The sequence below is a fragment of the Altererythrobacter sp. BO-6 genome, from assembly GCF_011047315.1.
Lineage (GTDB): Bacteria > Pseudomonadota > Alphaproteobacteria > Sphingomonadales > Sphingomonadaceae > Erythrobacter.
In genome coordinates this window covers 558176-582358 of the sequence record NZ_CP049259.1, presented here as the reverse complement: position 1 = coordinate 582358, position 24183 = coordinate 558176, and the positions used below count along the sequence as shown (strand labels likewise).

23 protein-coding genes, 1 tRNA gene and 2 pseudogenes are annotated in these 24183 nt (G+C 61.1%); 18 read left to right on the top strand and 8 right to left on the bottom strand.

The window, feature by feature from the left end; genetic code table 11:
- Positions 1-19 precede the first annotated feature (19 nt).
- A complete protein-coding gene (locus tag G6N82_RS02795) occupies positions 20-1555 on the bottom strand; it encodes an EAL domain-containing protein (RefSeq protein WP_241255169.1) in 1536 nt (511 codons plus the stop codon).
- Here G6N82_RS02795 and G6N82_RS14915 point away from each other — a divergent pair.
- Both G6N82_RS14915 and G6N82_RS02790 read left to right on the top strand, forming a co-directional pair.
- Positions 1538-1729, top strand: a complete 192-nt coding sequence (locus G6N82_RS14915) for a hypothetical protein (RefSeq protein ID WP_241255168.1) — start codon at positions 1538-1540, stop codon at positions 1727-1729. The genes G6N82_RS02795 and G6N82_RS14915 overlap by 18 nt on opposite strands.
- Before the next feature lie 92 nt (positions 1730-1821).
- The gene (locus G6N82_RS02790; RefSeq protein WP_241255167.1) at positions 1822-2247 is read left to right on the top strand and encodes an EVE domain-containing protein; all 426 of its coding nucleotides are present in this window, start codon (positions 1822-1824) and stop codon (positions 2245-2247) included.
- A 10-nt stretch (positions 2248-2257) separates the two neighbouring features.
- Here G6N82_RS02790 and G6N82_RS02785 read toward each other — a convergent pair whose 3' ends face one another.
- Positions 2258-3919 (bottom strand): thiamine pyrophosphate-dependent enzyme, encoded by a 1662-nt coding sequence (locus G6N82_RS02785; protein WP_165193509.1) that lies wholly within the window; start codon positions 3917-3919, stop codon positions 2258-2260.
- Between the two features lie 138 nt (positions 3920-4057).
- On the opposite strand from G6N82_RS02785, the gene G6N82_RS02780 reads away from it, so the two are divergent.
- Positions 4058-4249, top strand: a complete 192-nt coding sequence (locus tag G6N82_RS02780; RefSeq protein WP_165193506.1) for a hypothetical protein — start codon at positions 4058-4060, stop codon at positions 4247-4249.
- Here G6N82_RS02780 and G6N82_RS02775 read toward each other — a convergent pair.
- A pseudogene (locus G6N82_RS02775) lies at positions 4246-5555 on the bottom strand (MFS transporter). The gene G6N82_RS02780 and the pseudogene G6N82_RS02775 sit on opposite strands and share 4 nt — an antisense overlap.
- Positions 5556-5669: 114 nt before the next feature.
- Between G6N82_RS02775 and pgsA the strand changes: the two are divergent.
- Together pgsA and G6N82_RS02765 are read left to right on the top strand one after the other, a co-directional pair.
- On the top strand, positions 5670-6263 hold the full coding sequence (gene pgsA, locus G6N82_RS02770; protein ID WP_165193504.1) for a CDP-diacylglycerol--glycerol-3-phosphate 3-phosphatidyltransferase: 594 nt from the start codon (positions 5670-5672) through the stop codon (positions 6261-6263).
- Between the two features lie 206 nt (positions 6264-6469).
- Positions 6470-6727, top strand: a complete 258-nt coding sequence (locus G6N82_RS02765) for a hypothetical protein (RefSeq protein ID WP_165193502.1) — start codon at positions 6470-6472, stop codon at positions 6725-6727.
- Positions 6728-6742: 15 nt separating this feature from the next.
- Here G6N82_RS02765 and G6N82_RS02760 read toward each other — a convergent pair whose 3' ends face one another.
- Positions 6743-7639, bottom strand: a complete 897-nt coding sequence (locus tag G6N82_RS02760; RefSeq protein WP_165193500.1) for a LysR substrate-binding domain-containing protein — start codon at positions 7637-7639, stop codon at positions 6743-6745.
- A 645-nt stretch (positions 7640-8284) separates the two neighbouring features.
- Entirely contained in the window at positions 8285-9487 is a 1203-nt protein-coding gene (gene rnd / locus G6N82_RS02755) for a ribonuclease D (RefSeq protein ID WP_165193498.1), read from the bottom strand.
- A 181-nt stretch (positions 9488-9668) separates the two neighbouring features.
- Here rnd and aspS point away from each other — a divergent pair, with 181 nt between their 5' ends.
- The 5 genes from aspS (at position 9669) to mltG (ending at position 15254) form a co-directional block, all read left to right on the top strand.
- The gene (aspS, locus tag G6N82_RS02750) at positions 9669-11459 is read left to right on the top strand and encodes an aspartate--tRNA ligase (protein ID WP_165193496.1); all 1791 of its coding nucleotides are present in this window, start codon (positions 9669-9671) and stop codon (positions 11457-11459) included.
- Positions 11460-11573: 114 nt separating this feature from the next.
- Positions 11574-12620: a hypothetical protein gene (locus G6N82_RS02745; protein WP_165193494.1), complete on the top strand. Its 1047-nt coding sequence runs from the start codon at positions 11574-11576 to the stop codon at positions 12618-12620.
- A gap of 73 nt (positions 12621-12693) precedes the next feature.
- Positions 12694-12930: an acyl carrier protein gene (locus G6N82_RS02740; RefSeq protein ID WP_165193492.1), complete on the top strand. Its 237-nt coding sequence runs from the start codon at positions 12694-12696 to the stop codon at positions 12928-12930.
- A gap of 97 nt (positions 12931-13027) precedes the next feature.
- The gene (fabF, locus tag G6N82_RS02735) at positions 13028-14287 is read left to right on the top strand and encodes a beta-ketoacyl-ACP synthase II (RefSeq protein WP_165193490.1); all 1260 of its coding nucleotides are present in this window, start codon (positions 13028-13030) and stop codon (positions 14285-14287) included.
- A gap of 4 nt (positions 14288-14291) precedes the next feature.
- Positions 14292-15254, top strand: a complete 963-nt coding sequence (gene mltG, locus G6N82_RS02730) for an endolytic transglycosylase MltG (protein ID WP_165193488.1) — start codon at positions 14292-14294, stop codon at positions 15252-15254.
- 8 nt (positions 15255-15262) lie between these two features.
- On the opposite strand, the gene G6N82_RS02725 is transcribed toward mltG, so the two are convergent.
- Positions 15263-17212 (bottom strand): alkyl sulfatase dimerization domain-containing protein, encoded by a 1950-nt coding sequence (locus G6N82_RS02725; RefSeq protein ID WP_165193486.1) that lies wholly within the window; start codon positions 17210-17212, stop codon positions 15263-15265.
- On the opposite strand from G6N82_RS02725, the pseudogene G6N82_RS15285 reads away from it, so the two are divergent.
- The 3 genes and pseudogenes from G6N82_RS15285 to G6N82_RS02715 form a co-directional block, all read left to right on the top strand.
- Positions 17123-17464 (top strand): annotated as a pseudogene (locus G6N82_RS15285) (hypothetical protein); the annotation flags it as partial. The gene G6N82_RS02725 and the pseudogene G6N82_RS15285 overlap by 90 nt on opposite strands.
- Before the next feature lie 64 nt (positions 17465-17528).
- Positions 17529-17810, top strand: a complete 282-nt coding sequence (locus G6N82_RS15280; RefSeq protein ID WP_346773748.1) for a 2'-5' RNA ligase family protein — start codon at positions 17529-17531, stop codon at positions 17808-17810.
- A gap of 80 nt (positions 17811-17890) precedes the next feature.
- Positions 17891-17967, top strand: a tRNA-Met gene (locus tag G6N82_RS02715).
- A 122-nt stretch (positions 17968-18089) separates the two neighbouring features.
- Here the strand turns inward: G6N82_RS02715 and G6N82_RS02710 are convergent.
- The gene (locus tag G6N82_RS02710; protein ID WP_165193484.1) at positions 18090-18911 is read right to left on the bottom strand and encodes a hypothetical protein; all 822 of its coding nucleotides are present in this window, start codon (positions 18909-18911) and stop codon (positions 18090-18092) included.
- A 344-nt stretch (positions 18912-19255) separates the two neighbouring features.
- On the opposite strand from G6N82_RS02710, the gene G6N82_RS02705 reads away from it, so the two are divergent.
- The 3 genes from G6N82_RS02705 to galE all read left to right on the top strand — a co-directional run bounded on the left by G6N82_RS02705 (position 19256) and on the right by galE (position 22101).
- Entirely contained in the window at positions 19256-20020 is a 765-nt protein-coding gene (locus tag G6N82_RS02705; protein WP_165193482.1) for a hypothetical protein, read from the top strand.
- Positions 20021-20218: 198 nt separating this feature from the next.
- On the top strand, positions 20219-21094 hold the full coding sequence (locus G6N82_RS02700) for a glycoside hydrolase family 16 protein (RefSeq protein WP_206520283.1): 876 nt from the start codon (positions 20219-20221) through the stop codon (positions 21092-21094).
- Positions 21091-22101 carry a UDP-glucose 4-epimerase GalE gene (gene galE, locus G6N82_RS02695; RefSeq protein ID WP_165193480.1) on the top strand — a complete coding sequence of 337 codons (1011 nt, stop codon included), beginning with the start codon at positions 21091-21093 and terminating at the stop codon, positions 22099-22101. The genes G6N82_RS02700 and galE overlap by 4 nt, the downstream gene beginning before the upstream one ends.
- A 65-nt stretch (positions 22102-22166) precedes the next feature.
- Here galE and G6N82_RS02690 read toward each other — a convergent pair whose 3' ends face one another.
- Complete coding sequence (locus tag G6N82_RS02690) at positions 22167-22880, bottom strand: GIY-YIG nuclease family protein (RefSeq protein ID WP_165193478.1); 714 nt, start codon at positions 22878-22880, stop codon at positions 22167-22169.
- 437 nt (positions 22881-23317) lie between these two features.
- On the opposite strand from G6N82_RS02690, the gene G6N82_RS02685 reads away from it, so the two are divergent.
- Both G6N82_RS02685 and G6N82_RS02680 read left to right on the top strand, forming a co-directional pair.
- On the top strand, positions 23318-23656 hold the full coding sequence (locus tag G6N82_RS02685) for a hypothetical protein (protein WP_165193476.1): 339 nt from the start codon (positions 23318-23320) through the stop codon (positions 23654-23656).
- A gap of 71 nt (positions 23657-23727) precedes the next feature.
- Positions 23728-24072 carry a hypothetical protein gene (locus tag G6N82_RS02680; protein ID WP_165193474.1) on the top strand — a complete coding sequence of 115 codons (345 nt, stop codon included), beginning with the start codon at positions 23728-23730 and terminating at the stop codon, positions 24070-24072.
- The last annotated feature ends 111 nt before the right edge of the window (positions 24073-24183 follow it).

Sequence of the window (24183 nt, the reverse complement as noted above, 5' to 3'; positions counted from 1 at the left end):
GGTTCGATTGCCCGGCGCGTCAGGCGCGACGGCGGTTATCATCCTCGGCGGGCTTGCTGTCGTCGCCGGGCTGAACCGGCCGGGACGCTGCCAACCGTCCTGCAGTCTGCAAGCGTTCGCGCACCTGTACGGCGGTTTCCGGGCGACCGTACAGGTAGCCCTGTCCCTTCAACTGGCCCATTCGGCGCAGGGTTGAGAGAATTTCCTCATCCTCGATTCCTTCGGCCGTAATCGGCATTTGCAGGCCGTTGCCGAGCGAAACGATCGCGTCCACGATCTTGCTGTTGTCGCTATCGCGCAATTCGCGCACGAAGCTGCGATCGATCTTGATCCGGTCGAACGGCAGGGTACGGAGTTGCGAGAGGCTGGCATAGCCGGTGCCGAAATCGTCGAGGCTCACCTTCACGCCCTGGTTGCGCAGGCTGGCGAGCATCGAACGGACCTGGCCCATGTTTTCATGCAGGCAGGTTTCAGTCACTTCGATTTCAAGCCGGTGGGCCGGGAAATTGCATTCCACCAGCAGCTTCAGCAAGCGCTGTGCGAACCACTGGTCGCGCAACTGTACCGGTGAAATGTTGGCCGACAGCGTCAGTTGCGGATCCCATTCCTTGGCATCGACGAAGGCCTGCCTCAGCAGCATTTCGGACAATTCGCCGATAACCCCGATTTCCTCGGCTATCGGGATGAATACCTCAGGCTTCACAACGCCAAGATCGGCCGAATGCCATCTGGCGAGCATTTCGAAACCAACCAGTTCGCCGGTATCGAGATCGACCTGTTGCTCGTAATAGGGCACGAATTCGCCGTTTGCGATGCCCCGGCGGATGCCGCTTTCCAACTGGTTGCGGAAACGCAGTTCGCTTTCCATCGTCGCCTCGAACCAGGAATAGCGGTTCTTGCCGTCCTTCTTGGCCCGGTACATTGCGATGTCGGCGCGATGCATCAGGATCTCCCCGTCGAGGCCATCGGCCGGGTGACCATTGGCATCGTGATCAGCGGCGATACCAACGGACATGGTGCTGTCGATCGTCGCATGGCCAAGCTCGATCCGTCCGCCAGAAGCCTGGAAAACCCGGCTCACAATCTCATCCACGCTGTCCGGATTCTTGGGATCATAGGCCAATGCAAAGGCGAATTCATCTCCGCCCAGGCGCGCCACCGGTGTTTCGGGCGGCAAGCAACGGCGTAGCCGACCGGCAAATTCGCTCAACACCTTGTCGCCGATGCCATGGCCATTCATGTCATTGACTTGCTTGAAATTATCGAGATCGACCATCACGAAGGCCACCGCCTTGCCGGCCGCCTTGCAGGATTTGTGAAGTTCGGTGGTCGTGTGTTCCATCGCGCGACGATTGAGGCAGCCAGTGAGCGGGTCCATTTCGGCGAGGCGACGAGCGCTTTCTTCGGCCTTGCGGCGCTCCGCAATCTCGGCTGTCAGGTCGCGATAACGCCGCCAGCCGAAGATGATGAGCGCGATATTGAGCAACATGGCATTCGTAAGAAGCGGATCGGGTGCAGCGCCGGTGCCCAGCAATGAGTGCAGGACCTTTGGCATTACCGCGCCGCCGGTGCCCACGAACATGATTATCGCAGCGACTGCTATGCCAAGCGCAACCACGTCACGCTCAGCATGCCCCAGCCGATTGTCATTCTCTCGCATGACCAAAAAATCCGCTTCGATGCGCCGGATGGCACTTCCCCTGCGCCGCGCTATGGCGGATCGGTTTAAACATCGCGTTAATTGGCATGAGCAGCGGGGTGGCGAAGCGGCGATGCGGCCGCTAGGAGGCACCTCCAAGTTCGACTTGAAGGAGCGCTACCTTGCCACGTTATTGGCTGATGAAATCCGAACCGTTCAAATACAGCTGGGACGATCTGGTCGCCGAGGGTGAGGGCACCTGGGATGGCGTCCGCAACTATCGCGCCCGGAACAACCTCGCCGCGATGAAGGTGGGCGAGGAAGCGTTCTTCTATCACTCGCGCGAGGGGCTGGAGATTGTGGGCGTGGTGACGATCTCGGTCGAAGGGATCACTGACCCGACCGATCCGGAAGGCAAATGGGCGGCGGTAAAGGTCAAGCCCAAGGCCAAGCTGAAACAGCCCGTCACGCTCCAGCAAATCAAGGGCGAACCCAAGCTTGCGGAGTGCGAGCTGATCCGGCTGGGGCGCCTGTCCGTGGCGGAAATCACCCCGGCGGAATGGAAGCAGATCCTTAAGATGGGCGGCGGGCTGGTCGACACCGTCTAGCGGCACCGCGTCATCGGTTTCTCAGGCCGCTTATCGTTGCGCCGCTGGCCGCCAGCTGCTCGACATCGATCTTGCAGTGGATCAGCTTGAGGCCCGAGCGGCTGCGGGCTTCCGAGAGCGCTAGCTTGAAGGCCTCGGTCGTGTCGGCATAGGCGGTCCAGGCGCCAAAGGCGGCGCCCAGCGCGGCGAAATCAGGATTGACCAGCTGAGTGCCGGAAACGCGCGAGGGAAATTCCCGCTCCTGGTGCATGCGGATCGTGCCATAGGCGCCGTTATCGATCACCAGCACCGTCATGTCGCAGCCATATTGTGCGGCGGTCGCCAGTTCCTGCCCGTTCATCAGGAAGTCCCCGTCGCCCGCGAGCGCGACCACGGCGCGCTCGGGGAAGCGGCGCGCGGCCGCTACCGCTGCCGGAACGCCATATCCCATCGCGCCCGACGTCGGCGCCAGCTGAGTGGGGAAGCCCTCGTAACGCCAGTAGCGGTGCCACCAGCCCGAGAAATTGCCCGCGCCATTGCCGATGATCGTGTCTGCCGGCCAGGTCTCGCGCATGAAGGCGACGCACTGGCCCAGGTCGAGCGCGAAGTCGCTTGGCTTGGGCGTTGCCCATGCCTCCCATTCGGCATGCGCCTCGGCCCCGGCATCGAAGGACAGGATCGAATTGTCTTCCCAAAGTGCGGCGGCTTCGGCGAACTCGTCCATCGCGCAGCAGATCGCGAGATCGGTGCGATAGACGCGGTTCAGTTCCTCCGGATCGGGATGGACATGCACCAGCAGCTGCTCGGCGCGATCAAGCGCGGGGAAGCTGTATCCATCCGTGGTCGCTTCGCCCAGGCGCGCGCCGATGGCCAGCACGAGGTCGGCCTGCCTGACCCGCTCGACCAGCTTGGGGTTGGGGCCATAGCCCAGATTTCCGGCATAGACCGGCGACGAGGGCGAAATCGCATCTTGTCGGCGGAAGGCTGTCGCCACCGGCAGGCCGATCCGCTCGGCAAATTGCTGGAAATAGTGCCGCGCCTTGGGGTTCCAGCCGGCACCGCCGATGATCGCGATGGGGCTGGCAGCGTCGGCGATCATCGCCGTCATGGTCTGCATCGCGTCGGGGCAGGCGGCCTGCGGCGGACGCACCACATAGGGGCGAGGGGTGGCCGCAGTCGCATCATTCAGCATGTCTTCGGGCAGGGCGAGCACCACCGGCCCGGGGCGGCCGGAAATCGCCGTGGCATAGGCGCGCGACACGAATTCGGGGATGCGGTCCGCACCGTCTATCCGCGCCGCCCATTTGCAGATCGGGCCGAAGAATGCCGGGAAATCGACCTCCTGGAAGCCTTCGCGCTCGCGCATCGAACGGTCGACATCGCCCACGAACAGGATCATCGGCTGCAGATCCTGATGCGCCACATGCACGCCGATGCTGGCATTGGTGGCGCCGGGGCCGCGCGTGACGAAAGCAATGCCGGGGCGCCCGGTCATCGTGCCGTCGGCGCAGGCCATGAAGGCAACGCCGCCTTCCTGGCGGCAGGTGACCAGGTCAATCTCGTCGCGCCCGTGCAGCGCATCGAGCACTTGCAGGAAGCTTTCGCCCGGGACAGTGAAAATCCGGTCCGCGCCCTGTTCGATCAGGCAATCGACCAGCAGTCTGGCGGCGTCGGGAGTGGTGCGTAAAGTCATGCCGCGCGGCTTAGCCGTGGTGTGCGCACGAGGCAATCTATCCACAGCCTAGCATGAACAATGATCCTTAATGTCCCGCCACGCGACAGCCCGGATTTCTGCCGCGCATGATGGTTAGGATCGGGTTAACAAGCACCCATGCGTAGAAACCTGGTCCTGACCGATGAGCAAGCGCGGCACCCCTTTCGGGCAATGCTGCCGCGCCATGTCCGCAGCAATGAATATGAGGCCAAGGCCGAAGTGCTCTGGAAGCTGACCCGCGACGATGTGCGCGGCTTTGCGACGGTCTATTTCGCCACCTTTGCCGCAGTGCTGGTTTTCTTCGCCTAAATCGGCACACCATCCTGTTCGGCCTGATACAGCCGCCATCCCAGCCACGCCGAAATTACACACATCGCCGCGCTGAGCAGAAGCTGCTCGACAATCGGAATACCGACGATGTTGAGCGCCATGGCGACCAGCGAGCCGCCCACCATCGCGCCGGGATTGACGATATTGTTGGCGGCGATCGTGCGCGCGGTCTGATCGGCCGCACTGCGGGTGGTCAGGAAGGCATAAAGCGGCACCACGAACATCCCCCCGCAACCGCGATCCCCAGCAGCGTCAGCATGATCATAGACGCGAGCGGCCAGGCGATGAATTCCGCGACATCCATCATGTCGGTCGGCTGGTATGACTGCCACAGCTTGCAGACGAAATAGAACGCCACCACAAACATGCCCATCCCGATCACGGAAACCGGGGCATAGCGCGCGGAAACGCGCCCTTTGAGCAGCGCGTTGACCGAGACCGACCCGATCGCAATCCCGATCGAAAACACGACCAGGAACAGGCTGGCGACTTCCTTCGAGGCCATCAGCGTGTTCTTTGCCAATGGCGGGAACTGGATGATCAGCACTGCGCCGATCGTCCAGAAGAAGCTGATCGCGATAATCGCGTAGAAAATCTGCCGATCATGCATGGTCTTGCGGATCAGATCGATCGAAGCGCGGATGATGTGCCAGTCGAGCTTTTCGACCGGGCCGACGGGCGGGGCGGGGGGCACCTGGCGGCTGGTGAGATAGCCAATGATGGATGTCATGATGATCCCTGCTGCGGCCCATTCCACCGGAATCCATCCGGCCAGGATCGTACCCGCAAGGATGGCGATATAGGTGCCTGCTTCGACCAGGCCGGTGCCCGCCAGCACCTCTTCCTTTTTCAGGTGCTGCGGCAGGATCGCGTATTTTATCGGGCCGAGAAAGGTCGATTGCACTCCCGTCAGGAACAGCGCGAGCAGCATCAGCGGGATAGCAATGGTGTCGACCGCGATCCCGCGCCACGCAAGGTAGAGGCCGGCGGCGCCGATCACCATCAGCCCGATCTCGCATGCTTTGACCTTGCGGATGATTGCAGCCTTGTCGCGCATGTCGGCCAGCTGCCCGGCCAGCGCCGAGAGGATAAAGAACGGCAGGATGAACAGGCCAGAGGCGACAGCGCTGAACATGCCCTCGGCGCTCTCGTCATTATAGAGCGAATAGACCACGAACAGCACCATCGCCGTCTTGTAGAGATTGTCGTTGAAGGCATTGAGCAGCTGGGTGCAGAACAGCGGCAGGAAACGCCGCTGGCGCAGCAAATGCGTCGTAGTGGTCATCCGATCAGCCTTGCTGCCGCTTCATGCGAGCATTGGTAGGGGCGCGTTGCACAGTGAACAAGCCTTACGCCGCATCTTTTGCCCGATGCCGCATCGCGCTAGGAAGCGGGCAAGATGCTGACCTTGCCCAACATCCTCACGCTGTCGCGGATCGCCGCGCTGCCGCTGCTGGCGTTCCTGATGTGGTGGCCGGACTGGCAACTGGGTTATCTGCTTGCTTTCGGGCTCTACAGCCTGATGGGGATCACCGATTATTTCGACGGGTACCTGGCGCGTTCGAGCGGGACAGTCTCGAAACTCGGCATTTTCCTCGATCCGATCGCGGACAAGATCATGGTCGCGACGGTGATCCTGGTCCTGACCGCGCAAGGCGTGCTGCGCGGCCCCTATGTCGGCGATATGCATGTGATCGCCGGGCTCATCATCCTGGTGCGCGAGCTGGCTGTGTCGGGCCTGCGCGAATTCCTGGGCGGTTTAGCAGTTTCGGTGCCGGTGACGAAGCTCGCGAAGTGGAAAACGACTTTCCAGATCATCGCGCTCGGCGCGTTGATCCTCGGCCGGGGATTGCCCGAATGGAACGTGGTGATTGCCGGGATCGACGCCAATGTCCCGCATACGGTGGGGCTGACCACCCTTTGGGCGGCAGCAATCCTGACTGTGATGACCGGGTGGGATTACCTGCGGGTCGGCCTCAAGCACATGGATTGACCGGGCTGCAAGCCGTGGCGCGGCACGAACGGCCTGCCGCAAGATCTTGAGGACAAATACCTAAGCCGGAAACCAAACGCCGGTTTCGCGCGTACTATGGTTAACGAGCCTAGAAGGTCGTGCCCATGTTGACGTTTGCATGGCCCGCGGTGAACGCCGCGGGCCTTATCAACCTGTTGGAAAGTTTTTGGGGGTATCCCACCCCCATGAGCGCCACGCTGTCCACCTTCCTTGCCGCCTTTCTCAAGATTGGCTGGGTCGCCCTGATCTTCAACGAGGTCCGCGGCGTCATCCTCGCTGTGCCGGTGATGTACGGAATGTACCAGGCTGGCGGTTCGTGGATGGCGATCTGGCTGGGCTTCTGCTCGCTCGCAGGTATTGCCCTGTCAGTGGTGGTGCCGCTGTTTGCCGCGCGCAAGCTCGAACGCTTTGCCAAGGCGCGGCTTGTTCCCGCCACAAATTGAGCCGTGTGCCGCGCGCTATCCGGCGCGCAGTTCTTCCGCCAGCAATTTGAATTCGTCCGAACGCGGGCTGTTCTTGCGCCAGATCAGCGCGATCTCGCGCTTGGCATTCTTTGCCTTGAGCGGCCGCGCGACCACCTCGGTACCGTTGAGGATGCCGGCCTCCAACGCCATTTCCGGGAGCATCGTTAGCCCAAGGTCATTGTTGACCATCTGCACCAGCGTGTGGAGCGAGGTGCCGATCATCGTTGCCGAAGCGCGCAGTTCGGGCCGGTTGCAGGCCGCCAGCGCGTGCTCCTTCAGGCAGTGACCGTCTTCGAGAAGCAATAGCCGCCCCTCGTCGATCATCGCGGGCGGGATGCTGTCGGGCGGATCGCGCGGATCGTCCTTGGGAAAGGCCACGAACAGCCGGTCATCCGAAATGTGCTCCATCTCGACCTCGCCGGTGGCGAAGGGCAGGGCCAGCAGCACGCAGTCTACGCGCCCATGCTGGAGCGATTCGACCGCATCGTGGCTGGTTTCCTCGCGTAGCAGCAGTTTCAGCTCGGGCCGCTCGCGCTTCAGCCGCGGCAGGATGCGCGGCAGCAGGAACGGCGCGATGGTGGGGATCACGCTCATCCTGACCGTGCCTGACAGGGGCTTCCCCGCGGCCTGCACCAGGTCGGACAGTTCCTCCGCCTCGCGCAACAGCCGGTGCGCTTTCTCGACCACCTGCTCGCCCAAAGCCGTGAAGCGCACCACCCGGCGGCTGCGCTCGACCAGTGTCACGCCAAGCAGCGATTCGAGCTCGCGAATGCCGGCCGACAGCGTCGATTGCGATACAAAGCAACTATCCGCCGCACGGCCGAAATGGCCATGCTCATGCAGCGCAACCAGGTATTGCAGCTGCTTGATGGTGGGGAGGTAGGTGGACATGATGGTTAGTGCCTTAGCCCGCCACGGCGCGACCGCAAAGTCTTACAGGATGGAACACATGGAACACGGTCCAAAGGCAAAAACCGCCATTGTGTGACTGTAGGTGCGAAAACCGTGACTCTACGCTGCAAAGTGTGACTCTGATACGTGAAAGTGTGACCGTTGAGCGCGGCGGTGTGACTGTGCGGCGCACACTGTGTCACCTTTTGGCCGGCGATGTGTGACCTTGATGGGGGTGTATTGCGTTTGGGGCTTGCTGACATGGCGCCAAGCCTAGCGCTTGGCGATGCGAGTAGGAAAGCGGGCGACCTAACTCGTCATTGCGAGAAGCCGCGAGCACGAAAAGTATCGATCAAAGTCTTAATGTGGGTGGAGAGCGGCTGCGTCATAGGAAGCCCGTCGTCCCGGCCCCCGAGCCGGGATCCAGCTTTTTTGAGGCCTGCAGAAAGAGATCGGGACCCCGGATCAAGTCTGGGGTGACGAAGAAGGAACGTCCGCAATTGGGTCGCTAGCGGACCTACCTTATTTCGTCATTCCCGCGAACGCGGGAATCCATCCTGCAACAGTCGTGGCTCCACTCTGGATTCCCGCCGACGCGGGAATGACGAAGTCCTTTTCGCAGAGCCTGAAAATAGGAAAGCCGAGCTACTCCGCTGCCTGCGGCTGTTCCATGATCGCCTGCATGTCGTCGATATGCGTCATCGCCAGCTTGCCGCGCTTGACCGCGAAGGCGAGCTTGCCTTCGACCAGTTCCAGCGCGTCACGCCCGAACACCTCGTAACGCCAGCCTTGCAGCACCGGCAGGTCGCGCACCCCGGCGGCGAGCGCTTCCATCTCCTCGGCGCGGGTCAGCAGGCGGGCGGCGACATCGATCTCGCGCGAGCGGATCTTCAGCAGCAGCTTGAGCAGGTCAGCCACGAGTGCGCCTTCCTTGCCCAGCGGGGCGCCGCGCTTCATCTTTTCGGGGATTTCATCCTTGTCGATCGGCTCGGCTTTCTCCAGCACCTTCATCAGGCGCTTGCCGATGTCATTGTCGCGCCATGCGCTGGACAGGCCCCGCACCTTGGCCAGATCGTCCTGCTTCCGGGGCGGGTGGCTGGCGATATCGGCCAACGTCTCGTCGCGCATGATGCGGCCGCGCGGGATATTCTTGTGCTGCGCTTCGGCTTCGCGCCAGGCGGCAAGCGCCTTGAGCCGGCCGAGCACCTGCGGATTGCGGCCCGGCTGGCGAATCCGGCGCCACGCCTGGTCGGGATCGATCAGGTAATTGGATGTATCGGCGAGCTTTTCCATCTCGGCATCGAGCCAGGCGCCGCGTCCGGTCTTGATCAGCTTGTTCAGGATCTTGGGAAAGATCTTCGACAGATGTGTCACATCGCCGATCGCATATTCGATCTGCCGGTCGGTCAGCGGGCGGCGGCTCCAGTCGGTAAAGCGCGCGCCCTTATCGACAGTAATGCCCAGCCAGCTTTCGACGAGGTTGGCATAGCCGATCTGCTCGCTCTGGCTGACTGCCATCATCGCGATCTGCGTGTCGAAGATCGGGTGCGGCGTCTTGCCGGTCAGGTTGACGATGATCTCGACGTCCTGCCCGCCGGCATGGAACACCTTGAGCACGTCTTCATTCTCGGTCAGCAGCTCAAGCAGCGGCGACAGGTCGATCCCGTCGGCCAGTGGATCGATTGCGGCAGCTTCCTTTTCATTGGCGATCTGCACCAGGCACAATTCCGGCCAATAGGTGTTCTCGCGCATGAATTCGGTGTCGACCGTAATGAATTCGGATTTTGACAAGCGTTCGCAGAGTTCTGCCAGCGCCTGAGTCGTGGTAATCAGATCATGTATTTTCATTTGTCTTTTCTTTGTGTCGGGCGGAGTGCCGCCCTCGGACCTTTCGGCCCAGTTCAGAAGGGGAACCTTGACAAAGTCACCCTCTTCCCCTGTTAGCGCGCGCTGTAACCGCACACGGGTTTGCGCGCTTTTGTTTGGGCGCGCCCTTAGCGCCATACACCCGAAATTGGAAAGATTTTAGATGCACGCCTATCGTACCCACAACTGCGCACAGCTTGGTGAAGCGAATGTCGGGGAAACCGTCCGTCTTTCGGGCTGGATCCACCGCAAGCGCGACCATGGCGGGGTGCTGTTTATCGACCTGCGCGACCATTACGGCATCACCCAAATCGTTGCGGATGAGGATTCGGCGGCCCTGCCGGTGCTGGAGAAGCTGCGGCTCGAATCGGTCGTGACGATCGATGGCAGCGTGAAGGCGCGCACGCCTGAAACCGTGAACAAGGACCTGCCGACCGGCGCGATCGAGGTTTTCGCGCGCGAGGTGACAGTGCAAAGCGCAGCGGAAGAGCTGCCCATGCCGGTAGCGGGCGAGCAGGAGTATCCGGAGGACATTCGCCTCAAGTACCGCTTCCTCGACCTGCGCCGCGAAACGCTGCACAAGAACATCATGACCCGCGTGGCGGTGGTGGCCGACATGCGCGAGCGGATGCGCGCGGCCGGTTTCAACGAATTTTCGACCCCGATCCTCACTGCTTCTTCACCTGAAGGCGCGCGCGACTTCCTGGTGCCGAGCCGGATCCATGCCGGCAAGTTCTACGCGCTGCCGCAGGCGCCGCAGCAGTACAAGCAGCTGCTGATGGTGGCGGGCTTCGATCGCTATTTCCAGATCGCGCCGTGTTTCCGCGACGAAGACCCGCGCGCGGACCGGCTGCCGGGCGAATTCTACCAGCTCGACCTGGAAATGAGCTTCGTCACCCAGGAAGAAGTGTGGGAGACGATGGAGCCGGTGATTCAGGGCACATTCGCAGCTTTTGCGGACGGCAAGCATGTGACGCCGTCGGGCAGTTTCCCGCGCATCCCCTATGCCGAAGCGATCCTGAAGTACGGAACGGACAAGCCCGACCTGCGCAATCCGCTGATCATCACCGATGTAACCAGCCACTTCGAAAAGTCGGGCTTCGGCCTGTTTGAGAAGATCGTTGGTGGCGGCGGCGTTGTCCGTGTGATCCCTGCGCCGAACACGCATGAGAAGAGCCGCAAGTTCTTCGATGACATGAATGACTGGGCCCGCAAGGAGGGCTTTGCCGGCCTCGGCTATGTCACGCGCAAGGGCGGCGAATTCGGCGGGCCGATCGCCAAGAACCACGGCGAAGAGGGCATGAAAGCACTCTACGCCGAGCTGGGGCTGGGCGAGAATGACGGCTGCTTCTTCGCGGCGGGCAAGGAAAGCGACGCGGCCAAGCTGGCCGGCGCGGCGCGCATTCGCGTGGGCGAACAGCTTGAGCTGATCGACAAGGATCGCTTCGAACTCGCCTGGATCGTCGACTTCCCGTTCTACGAATTTGACGAGACCGAGAAGAAGGTCGACTTCAGCCACAACCCCTTCTCGATGCCGCAAGGCGGGCTGGAGGCGCTGGAATCGCAGGATCCGCTGACGATCAATGCTTATCAGTATGACCTCGTTTGCAACGGCTATGAAATCGCGTCGGGCTCGATCCGCAACCACAAGCCCGAAACCATGGTGAAGGCGTTCGAGATCGTCGGCCTGAGCAAGGCCGATGTCGAAGAGCGGTTCGGCGGCATGTACCGTGCGTTCCAGTATGGCGCTCCGCCGCATGGCGGCATGGCTGCGGGGGTCGACCGGATCGTGATGTTGCTGTGCGGTGCGCAGAACCTGCGGGAAATCACGCTGTTCCCGATGAACCAGAAGGCGGAAGACCTGCTGATGGGCGCGCCGAGCGTGCCCGAGGCGAGGCAGCTGCGCGAGCTGCACCTGCGGGTGGTCGAACCGCCGAAGGCGCCGGGGGCCTGATTTCCGCCTGACGCAGCAAAATGTAGCAGTACATTCGCTGGTCTGCCTCGTTCATTGAGCGGCAAGCGCCGCGCTGCATATCCTGCGGTTCCTGAAAAGTTTTAGGGGGTAGGAATGCGTACCGGCTTGCTGGCTGCCTGTGTTGCGGTGTTGGCCATGCCTTCAGTGGCAGGCGCTGAAACGCTGCCGGTGAGCGGCATATTCGGCGCGCAAGCTGACTTGCCTGCGGCGATCGACACGATCGTGGTCGAACGTTTCGATGGTGAAGGGGGCACGGCGCTGGCGCTGGAGATCGGTGACCAGCTCGCTTCCGCCGAGGTCGATGGCGAAGCATGGTTTCGCGTGATTCCGCTGGTCGGTCGCCCGGGCGATGAGATCGTGCTGGTCGAGCCGGTTGCGACCGGCGAACCCGGCCAGTTGTTCTTCGCACCGCGCGAACAGGAACCTGACAGCGAAGCGGTGCTGTTTGGCGCGGCAGACATCCTGGTCGACGATGTCCATTCGAGCTTCAAAACCGTTTCCTCGTGCCGGCGCCGGGTCGACAACAAATGCGTCGAACAACGCGTGATCGAGTACGAATGCCGGCTGATGACGGTGCGGGTGGAGCCCGAAGTGAGGCTGGTGGCTGCGGACGGGCGCCAGATCTATGCCCGCCGCGACGCCAAATCGAACAACAGGCGCTATTGCACCGATGATGCGACCCTGCCGACCGTCGAGGAAGTGGTGCGGCCTGCGCTGTCCGCCTTCGCCCGCGATGTGCGGCTCGACCTTGCGCCGATCCAGCGGGGGGACGATGTGCGGCTGATGGAGCAACGCAAGGGACTGTCCCGGGCAGAGGTCGAACGATTCAAACAGGCCCTGCGGCTGACCAAGAACGATCCCGTGGGCGCCTGCCTGGAATTCGAGGAGCTTGACCGTGCGCGCCCCGATCACGGCTCTGTCCTGTTCAACCTGGGCCTGTGCCGCGAAAGCGAGGGCAATTACGATGACGCCCAGCAGCTGTACGATCGCGCGCTTTCAGCGGGGGCAAACAAGTCCTATCCCAGGTCCGGGCAGCAACGAATCTACTCGCGGATGCGCGGCTGGGACCAGATCGAGGCCCGTCGGGAACAGCAGGGCCGTAGCGGAATGGACGCAACAGTCCCCCCTTCCACGCAATAGCGGTCTTGCGCTGCGCCGCTGCGTTGACTAGGGCGATTGTCGAGTTTCAAACCCCAGGAACAGAGGGATCATTATGAGCGATACTGCCGACCGCGTGCAGAAGATTGTTGTTGAGCACCTTGGTGTGGAAGCCGACAAGGTCACCCAGGAAGCCAGCTTCATTGACGATCTGGGCGCAGACAGCCTCGACATCGTCGAACTGGTGATGGCGTTCGAAGAAGAATTCGGCGTCGAAATCCCCGACGATGCGGCTGAAAAGATCAGCACTGTTGGTGATGCCACCAAGTACATCGAAGAGCACAAGGGCTAAAATCCTTGTGGCCAGGAACCGTCGCCCCGTGCGGCGGTAACGGACAGGTCCGACCCGCCAGCGGGCCGGGCCTGTGTCATTTTGCGGAGAGCAGCGAATGCGTCGTGTTGTCGTAACCGGTCTTGGCCTCGTCACCCCGCTCGGCGGCGATGTGGAAACGACCTGGCAGAACCTGATTGCTGGCAAGAGCGGCGCGGGCCCGATCACGCGCTTCGACGCTTCGGACCAGAAATGCCAGATCGCCTGCGAAGTGAAGCCGGCCGATCACGAATACGGCTTCGATCCAAACAAGCGCGTTGATTTCAAGGTGCAGCGGCAGGTCGACCCCTTCATCGTTTACGGCATCGATGCGGCTGGCCAGGCGCTCGAAGACGCAGGCCTGGTTGACATGGACGAAGATCTGAGGCTGCGCACCGGCTGTTCGATCGGCTCAGGGATTGGCGGGCTGCCGGGGATCGAGCTCGAATCGGTCAACTTGCACGAACGCGGTCCGGGCCGGGTCAGCCCGCACTTCGTCCATGGCCGCCTGATCAACCTCATCAGCGGCCAGGTTTCGATCAAATACGGCCTGATGGGGCCCAACCATGCGGTGGTGACCGCGTGCTCGACCGGGGCGCACTCGATCGGCGATGCCGCGCGCATGATCAAGGACGGCGATGCCGACGTGATGTTGGCGGGCGGTTCGGAATCGACCATCAATCCACTGGGTGTGGCCGGTTTCGCGCAGGCAAAGGCGCTCAACATGAGCATGAACGACCGCCCGACGGAGGCCAGCCGTCCCTATAGCAAGGACCGTGACGGCTTCGTGATGGGTGAAGGCGCAGGCGTGGTGGTGCTCGAGGAATACGAGCATGCCAAGGCGCGCGGCGCGAAGATCTATGCCGAAGTAGTCGGCTACGGCCTGTCGGGCGATGCCTATCACGTCACTGCACCGCACCCGGAAGGCAAGGGGGCGCAGCTGGCGATGGAAATGGCGCTGCGCAAGGCCGGGCTCGGCCGCGGCGACATCGACTATGTCAATGCGCATGGCACCTCGACCATGGCCGACACGATCGAGCTGGCTGCGGTGAAGCGCGTGCTGGGCGACGATCTGTCGGGTGCGTCGATGAGCAGCACCAAGTCCGCGATCGGCCACCTGCTTGGCGGAGCGGGCGCGGTCGAAGCGATCTTCTGCATCCTGGCGATGCGCGACCAGATCGTGCCGCCCACGCTCAACCTGCATAATCCGGACGAAGGCACCGAAGGCGTCGACCTCGTCCCCCTGGTGGCGAAGAAGCGCCAGGTGCGCGCGGTGCTCAACAACAGCTTCGGCTTTGGTGGCACCAATGCCTCGCTGGTGATGAAGCAGGTCGACTAAGCACATGAAACGGCTCGGCCTTTTGCTGGCCAGCCTGCTGGCTTTGGCGCTTGTCGGGGCGATGCTGGCAAGCTCCTTCCTCGGCGAGGCAACTGTCGAGGAAGAGACGGCGTTTGTCATTCCGTCCGGTTCTTCGCTTACCGCTGTGGCGCAAAAGCTGGAGGATGAGGGGCTGATCCGCTCGGCGGACGGCTTCGTGCTGCGGGCCAAGCTGCTCGGCGGCAGTGCACCGATACAGGCCGGTGAATTCGAGCTGAAGCCGGGCATGAGCCAGGCGGACATCCTGCGCGCGTTCCAGCAAGGCGATGTGATCCGCCGCTTCGTGACCATCCCGGAAGGGATGCCCTCGATCATGGTCTTTGAGCGGCTGATGGCCGAGGATCTTCTGACTGGCGAGATCGCGGTGCCGCCAGAGGGATCGGTGCTGCCAGATACCTATGATTTCGAGCGGGGCGAGCCGCGCGCTGCAGTGCTGGCGCGGATGCAGGGCGCGATGACGGAATACCTTGATGAAGCGTGGGAGAAGCGCAGCCCCGATGCCGCGGTGAAGTCAAAGCGCGAAGCTGTGATCCTGGCCTCGATTATCGAGAAGGAAACGCAGGACAAGGAAGAGCTTCCACTCGTGTCAGGCGTGCTTTCAAACCGCATCCGCATCGGCATGATGCTGGGTGCGGATGCGACCACCATCTACCCGATCACCAAGGGCAAGCCGCTTGGCCGGATGATCCGCAAGTCCGAGCTGCGCGATCCCAACCCTTACAACACGCGCGCGATTGCCGGGCTACCCGTGGGGCCGATCTCCAACCCCAGCCGTGCGGCGATTGCGGCGGCGCTCAATCCGGCGAAGACCAGCGCGCTCTATTACGTCGCCGATGGCAGCGGCGGGCATGTGTTCGCCGAGACCCTGGAAGAGCATAACCGCAATGTCGCGGCCTGGCGCCGCTTCCGGGCGGAGAATGGCATCTAGGCGCCCGCTCAGGGCGTGACGATGTCGAAGCTGGCGGGCAGCGGATCGAGCGCATCAAGCATTGCCTGAAGCGCCGCCGGATCGCCATCCACCTGCAAACCCGCCGCCTGCATTTGCGCCAGCGGCAGCTTCAGGAACAGCAATCCCAGCATCAGCTGACGCGGGCCGGTGAGCGTGACGTCTGCAGTGCCAGCGCCATCGCCCATGCGCCCGATCATGACATTGCCATTGGCTTCGATCACGGCGGTTTCAGCGCGATCCGTCAGGTTCAGCCGAGCGTTCATGCGCTCGCGCCCGAGCTTGCCGGGAGAATAGCGTGTCGCGGCGGAATCAAGCAGGAGCTCGGTGGGGATCGCCGCGATCAGATCGGGGCTTTGCGTAGCGTTGGACGGCGCACGGCCGCTGCGCAGCTCATTTGCGGCGACCAGGAACTGGTTGCGCCAGATCGCGCTCTCGGCCTGGTAGCCTTGCTGTTCGTAGCTGTCCGCAAGCAGCAACTTGGCCTCGCTATTGTCGGGAGCAGCGAACACCAGCTGCTGCAAAAGGTCGGATGACCAGCGATAGTCGCCCGTTGCCATCGCATTGCGGGCCAGTGCGATCACGCGCTCAGCGCCGCCCAGCGCCTCGACCGTGCGCTGGGCGCGCGCCACTGGCGGGTGGGCGTGCAGGTTGGCCGGCACTGCGTCATACCAGCCAAGGTAATACTGGTAGATCGCCTTCGAATTGTGGCTGTAGGTTCCGTAATAGCCATGGGTGGACCATTCCTCGCCCAGTTCTGCTGGCTGCGACAGGTCTTCGGCAATTTCCGCCATGGTGGCGCCCTGGTTCATGCGCCGGACCGTCTGATCGTGCAGGAAGCGATAGTTGTCGCGCTGGGCGGTGAGCCATTCGGTTGCCTCGGCATTGCCGAATTGCGGCCAGCAATGGCTGGAAATCACCACGTCGCTCTTGGGCGCGAAATCCTGCACCGCTTCATCAAGGAAGCCCGCCCAGGCGCGCGCATCGCGCACCTTCGCGCCGCGCGGGGTGAGGATATTGTGCAGCGTGCAGGTGGCGATTTCGGCGGTCAGGAAAGTGCGCGCAGGGGCAATATAGACGTTGAGTTCAGAGGGCGCCTCGCTGCCCGAGACGATCTGGAATTCCAGGTCGACGCCGTCGATGGTGCGCGTCTCGCCGGTGTAGGTGATCGTATCGGTCGGGGCGAGCAGGGTAATCTGCCCGCGCGACACCGCCGCGCCGATCCCGCTGCCCATCTGGCCGGAATTGCCGGGCACAAGGCCGGCGCCGAACTGGAAGGCGGCACGGCGCTGCATCGCGCCGCCCGCCATGACGTTCTCCGACGCCGCCTCCTCCATGAAGTGCTCGGGCGCGATGATGCTTATGCGCCCTGCGGCGACGTCGTGCGCGCTCGCGACGCCGCGCACCCCGCCGAAATGGTCGACATGGCTGTGGCTATAGATCACGGCGCTCACTGGCCGCTCGCCCAATGTCTCGTTGACCAGCTCCAACGCTGCCGCGGCGACTTCCTGCGTGGTGAGCGGATCGATCAGGATCCAGCCGGTGTTCCCGCGAATGACCGTCATGTTCGACAGGTCGAACCCGCGCACCTGCCACACATTCTCGGCCACCCGGTATAGCCCGTGTTGCTTCAGGTATTTCATGTGCCGCCACAGGCTGGGGTGGACGGTGGCGGGCGCATCGCCAGTGACAAAGGCATAAGCATCGAGATTCCAAACCGGCTCGCCCCTGGCATTGCGGATGACGGGATCCACGCGGGTTGCGACAAACCCGCGGGTGGCGAAATCGGCATCGCGCGTGCCATCGGCGGGAAGGGTGCTCGCGGCAGCGCGCTGCGCTTCGATGGTGGCATGCGATGCCGGCTTGGCACCTTCCTGCGCGGCCAGCGTTGTCGTCAGCGAAACCCCGGCCAGCAGGCCGGCAAGCAATGCCCTGGTCATGTCCCTCTCCCTTGTTTGCGGGCGAGACTGTCCGATAAGGGGGCTCGACGCAAGCGGCTGGAAGGAGCGCTGCAGATGGACGATGCACCGCTGATCCTGACCGCGCTGCTACCCCCTGAATTGCAGCGCGAATTCACCGCGCTGCGAACGGCGCATTTTCCGCCCGAACGCAATTTCCTCAGCGCGCATGTCACACTGTTTCACGCGCTTCCCCCGCAGTGCGAGGCCGAGCTACAGGCTCTCTGCAAGCGTCTTGCAGCCGAATTTGCGCCAGTGGATGGCGAGGTCGCCGGCCTGATGTCGCTGGGGAGGGGGGGTGGCGATCCGGCTCGCCAGTCCTGCGATGCTGCGTCTGCGCGGCGAGATTGCCGACCGCTTCCATGGCATGCTCACGCGGCAGGACCAGCATGCCCCGCGTCTGCATGTGACGATCCAGAACAAGGTCAGCCCGCAGGAGGCAAAGGCACTGCTGGAAAGCCTTCAGGTCAGCATCGCGCCCGGCGCGTTTCGCTTTCGCGGGCTGGGCCTGTTTCGCTATCGCGGCGGCCCGTGGGAGCCGGTGCGCGAATTTCTGTTTCGCGGAAAGCAAAAGGCGTGACGCAAATGGTTGACCGGGGCACAAGTGCGCCCTAAATGCGCCGCCTGCCGAGCGGGCGTTTGCCCCGGCGGGCCTTTCGGGGCGGAGTAGCTCAGGTGGTTAGAGCAGCGGAATCATAATCCGCGTGTCGGGGGTTCGAGTCCCTCCTCCGCTACCAAAATCACATTGATTTATAACGGTTTTTCGACCGCAATCGTGCCAATTTTGTGCGATCCCTTCCGCATGGCCGACATTCTCGCATAGTTGTGCCTGAAACAACGTCACCAGTTCGCGAGGCATCTATTCGTAGGTAAAACCCGTTGGATAGCCTCGTGCGAGTGCCGAGAAGTTAGGTTCGCCCTTAGAATGAACCGCCAACACGTGTTCAGGACTGAGTGCTTGTTCGATATACAGGTCGAAGATCTTTGGCTCGGCGCTGCAATCAATATGCCGAGCGTAAGTGGCGACCACTGAGTCACCCGCCCGGCTGAAACCGAAGGATGTCACGTCCAACGGCACAAGCACTTCGATGACCCTTGATTGCCCCAGCCCCACAAGCAGGTCTTTCAAGTCAGGGCTGCTCTGCCGGAAGTAGGTTACTTCGCCACCCCAGCTTTCGAGCAGTGGTTGTACGCCGTGGTCTGAAGTTGGCAATGGGTGCGAGACCATCCAAAACTTGTTTAGTCGTCCATCACGTTGATCACCTTGGAATGGGCTCGAAGCATAAAGTTGATCAGCTACTTCGCTGTCGAATGATCCTGCCGCCACCTGCGCATCTAGCCGCGTTCGGAAGCTTTCAAGGTTGGAGAGGATAATTCCCTCTCTCCGCAACACATCGATCTCCTCGTCGGTTAATCGCGTATAGTGCCAAGCGCGAATGGATCGCTGCTTCATGAGGTTTCCAATTTCCTCTCTCGCCTCGATAAATCCTTCCGCATGTGGGTTTTCTGGTTCAGGCCAATCGCCTCCTCCTTGTTCACGCTCGGCCCAGAGTACTTCCTCACGATTGAAATAATCCCTGATGACGCTTGCTCTGCAGTCCAATTCAGCGAGGAGTTCGTCATCAAACGTTTCAATGCTCCAGACATCGATCCAGTCTGTTGCCTCATCCTTGTCCTGCATGACGCGACTTTCTTATTGTGAATACCCGAGATTACATGAGGTTAATCTCACCCTTTACAAGCCGATGCCCTTGCCGTTGGCACGATCTTCGGCCTGAGGGAACTAGTCGTGCCATATCGTGCCAAGGTGGATGTACTAGGATCGTGCCACGTGGCACGATCCAATTTTCGCCAATAAACCATTGAAAAATAAGGGAGTGGTAGTCCCTCCGCTACCATTCCCACGCAATTAAGATCGTCGATTGGCGCGATCCTTGGAAGTACCCCTTAAGGCAAATTGCATTTTTCGCCCGGTGCCAGCTATCCCGATGATCGTTGCTCTGCGGCCATGGTGGGGAGCCTTCGATGAATGCTACGTTACGAGCGGCAGAAGCCGCCACCTCGCCGGCTAGGTATATCGAGGCGCAGGACCTTTCTGGCCTGTTCAATCAACGTTCGTTCCAGTTCGAACACAATCTGGCCGGTAACCCGCTGTTCTCGCTGCCGCGTCTCGAGCGGCTTGCGCAGCGCCTGCTCGAAGACCGTAGCCAGCGCAGCGTGCGCTGGCAGTCCAGCGTTGCACCGGTCGACGCTGGCTGGAATGTGCCGATCAGGCAGGAACTCGACAGCCTGAATGAAGCGATCGCCGATCTCGGCAATTCCGGCTCATGGATCCTGCTTTACAGCGTCCAGCGCGATCCGGAATATCGCCAGCTGCTGGATGATCTGATGACCGAGATCATTGCGCTCACAGGCGTCAAGCCCGAAGACATCACCTGGCAGGATGCCTATGTGTTCATGGCTTCGCCGGGCTCGGTAACCCCCTATCACATCGATCACGAGGCCAGCATCTGGACTGCGAAGGATCCGGCAATCCTGCCGGATACAGAGATCGAACTGTATTACATGGGTGATCACAATCGCGCCAAGTGCAAGGAAGAGTATCGGCATCGGGCTGATGCCTATGACTTGTGGGCCGGCACCGGCGTCCTTCATCCCACCCGTGCGGCGCATGGCTTCAAGAATGGCAGCGACTTTCGATCACGCTTGGCATCCACTTCTGCATGCGTAACATCGACCGCGAAGCAGCGATCTACCAGGTCAATTCATTGCTTCGCATGGGAGGGTTGAGACCGATGCCGCCGGGCCACTCCACATGGCGCGACCGGATCAAAGCGTCGATCGTCAACGCTTTCGCCAGGCGAAATCCGAAATACAGGAACGAGTTGCTTCGGTCGGGTATCCGGCCGCTGGCATGGCCGGGCTATGCGGCCAGGAGCCTAATCGAGCTCGGTAGATAGGGGGCGACAAAAGGAAGGCGTCGAATTCATGATGCACAAGACCGCAAATTTGGCTGCAGCAGTGATCGGATTCCTGGTCGCTTCGCCCGCGCAACTCCAATACGACCAGGGTGAGGAACTGGATCTTTGCCAATATAGCCTGTTCTGGTCGGACGAGTTCGACGACCTCAGTATCGGCGACTGGTTGCTCAACGGAAAGCGCTGGATCGCACATACGCCCTGGGCCGGGGACTTCGGCGATGCCCAATTCACCGATCCGGGTCCGGATGGACCTTTCAGTATTGAAGACGGCAAGCTTGTTATAACCGCGAGGCGCAATCGCGATGGCAAATGGACATCCGGGTTGATCTCTGCGGCCGATCAGGCAGCCGCAGGCGTTGCCATGCAATACGGCTATTTCGAGGCGCGGATGCGGGTTACCCCCGGTCCTGGTACATGGGCCGCGTTCTGGCTGTACAATCGCGCGTCACGCAACGATCCCAGGACAGGCTTCGAAATCGACGCGATCGAATATTACGGTCACGATCCCGCATCCTACTTCGCAACTTGGCACATCAACCCGACCGAGCTTTCCGGCGACAAGAAATCGGGCGGGACCATGCAGATACCGATCGAAGAGGGCACAATGACCCGCAATTTCCACATGATCGGTGTGGACGTTACCCCCGAAATCGTAACCTATTTCTTCGATCGCAAGCCGGTCTGGCGGCATCCGACGCCCAAGGAACACGACGCCCCGCTTTTCCCGCTCGTTAATCTGGCGCTGGGCTCTGGTTATTCGATCGAGAACACGCCCAATCCCTCGCAGCTGGAGGTCGACTATGTTCGGCTTTACGAGCCGTTGCGGCGGGGTGAGGAAACCCAGTGCGGGGCGGGGGAATCGCAAGGGGCCGTTGGCCAATGAAGGTTCTTGTTACCGGCGGTGCCGGATATATCGGCAGCCACACAATCCTAGAGCTGCTGCGGGCGGGCCACGAGGTTTTCGCTTGCGACAATTACTGCAACAGTTCGCCCGAAGCGCTCAGGCGCGTTCGGAGGCTGGCCAACGCTGATTTTGGCGAAGCTGATGTGGATGTTCGTGACGCCAGCCGACTGGGTAAGGTCATGACGGAATTCAGCCCGGATGCCGTGATCCACTTTGCCGGTTTGAAGGCTGTGGCTGCGTCGGAGAAGGTGCCGCTCGAATATTATGACAACAACGTGCTGGGCACTTTGCGCCTGCTTGAAGCCATGGATTCCACACATTGCCAGAGGATCGTCTTCTCGTCCTCCGCCACTGTCTACGGTGAGCCCAAGTACTTGCCATACGACGAAGCGCACCCGCTCAATCCAGCCAACACTTACGGGCGCACAAAGCTGGTGGCCGAACAGGTCATCGCCGATTGGTGCGCTGCCACCGCAGGCGCTTCGGCGGCATTGCTGCGCTATTTCAATCCGGTGGGGGCCCATTCTTCAGGAGAAATCGGCGAGGATCCCAATGGCACCCCCGACAATCTGATGCCTTTCGTCGCGCAGGTCGCTGTGGGTCGACGCCCGCACCTCAACGTGTTCGGGAACGATTACGATACGCGCGATGGCACGGGCGAACGCGACTACATCCATGTCGTGGATCTGGCGCGGGCGCATGTCGCCGCGATCGAGTTGATAAGCGAAAGTACTGGGTGCGAAGCGGTGAACATCGGCACTGGCACGGCGTTCTCGGTCATGGACATGGTCAGGGGCTTCGAGGCAGCATCTTCCAGGCCGATCCCGGTCCAGTTCGTGGAACGCCGCGATGGGGATTTGGCAAGCTATTATGCTGATGCCAGCAAGGCCCGTGAACTGCTGGGGTGGCGAGCCGAGCTTGGCCTGAAGGAAATTTGTGGTTCGACCTGGAACTGGCAATCGCGCAATCCGAATGGGTATGCGTGAACCCCGCGATTTTGCGGCCGCTTCCGCTCAGGCTGACTGGCCGCGCCCAGGGATCTGATCATTGCCTAAATCTTCCGGTTCCGGATGAACATTACCGGGGAATCGTCTGGCTCAGTGGCAAGAACCGCAAACTCTTCAGCTACATGTGCAGCGGCCTGTGAGCTCTCAGCAGACCTGCCATGGCCCGCTGGACCGACCGACTGTGTCAGCCAGTAATCCGTTGCGAAGGCTTCATCCCAATCGAAACCGATAGCTTTCAAGGCATCTCGGGTTGCCTCGGCAGGAGTTGTCGCCTTGCCTTCAAACTCCACCATTCCGTTGCCCAGGGCAGTGCAAGTGATTGTGGTATCCTTGGTGAAATACAGAACAGTCCCAGGCGCTGCACTGAATGCGCCAAACCTTGAGGCATCGTGTGAAGCCTTGATCTGGTCCATGCGTGCCCGCATCTCGGGAGAAATTCCAATGTCATCGTCATCGATCGCGATGGGGGCGGTAGCGGCCAATTCGATCGCCACCCGCAGCCGGTCGGGGTTGATTCTGAAAAACCGGGCATCGCGCGTGTCGCAATGATCCGAGAACAGGTAGTGCAGATTGCGGTCAACCAGGTCGCAGTCGTTCACCTTGGCTGCGAAGTAGAGCCGGAAGGGTATCGGGAGATCGGACCTGTTTATCTTCTTGATCTTGTTCGCGAGGTCATCTTTTGTGGTGAACTCGACCCTTGCAAACCCGGGCATGGCATCGTTCGTCAGGATGAATGCCGTTCCTTCTTGTCCGCTCATTTCAAGATGCCCTCCCACACCGCTGTGCTGGCGCCTGTCAGCAGCTTGCGCTGCGCTCAGAGCAAGCGGTAAAATGCCCCCCGTTCGCCGATAGCAAGCCAAACGGCATTTGACGGTATGTTGCCCGGCCTAATTGGCGCAACAGCTATCTCGGACTAGCTCCATTTCGACCTGGCTGCTGCCCGTGCCGCTTGGTGCGGAACGGCAGCATGCGATGATCGCATATCCTTCGCTGGGGTGCGCAGAGCACAACTTCGAATCCTCCCAAAGGATTAGGTCAAAGTGGCCTTGCTTCGGGCACATTTGGGGCTGAACTGGAAATAGCGAACTACCGACAACTTTATTATTGTCGAAACCTTGCGGATTTGCGAAATTGCGTGTCCAGACGTTGGAAATTACAAGTCGAATAAATATTCATTAAGCATTGCTGAATATCAATGAATATCGAAAGTAAGCAGAAGAGATCGGGTGATTTCTACATGAAGAATATGCAAGGAAACACTGAGACTCGAGCTTTGCTTTTCGAAGAACTTGAGATGTTTGCCGACTTCGGGCCGGCAGGCCATTTCCGCGACTTCAATGACGTTTCCGAAGCCCTGATGGCGGGCTACGCCAAGCTTATGAGACAGGGAATGCCTTGCGAAATGGTCGGTTTCGCCATGCTCGGCGCGACGATAAATCTCTACGACATGTTTGGAATGCGGGCCAGCCTGCCCGAATTGTTGAGGGAAGCGGCCGATCGCATCGAGAGCAAGACTTCTTCCGGGCATCACTAAGGCGGGATCATTGCACTTGCATCTAGATTTTGTGGTTTGACGCTGGAGTTGTCCTGGGCCCAGCGTGGCTCATGACGGCGCTGAAGTTAGGGTTTGCCGGGCTATGCTGCGCCAACTATCGAGGCGCTATGGCGAAATACCGACGAATTTTCTCGCTGTCGTTTTGGGCGGTCGCCTTTGGCGCGGCCGGCATGATCACGCGGTACCTGACACAGTACCAGATCGAAACGCGCTACCTTGTCCTGCTATTTGTCGCCCTTGCGATTGCACTGGAATTCGTGCGGCGACCCTTGCCGGGATTGCGGGTGGACACAGCCCGGCTCGTTGTGAACTGCACTGCGTCCGCTGCAGCGATCATAGCTATGAAGTGGATGCTGGAGGGGCTTCCTGGCCGGATCGGTCGCTTGTTTGCGTGATGGTGAATCTCATGCAGGACAAACTATAGCCAGATATCCAAAACCCAGCGGTTCGCGCGCACAACTGGACTGCATTCTAAAGCAAGCTCAACTGGCGGCTCATGCGACCTG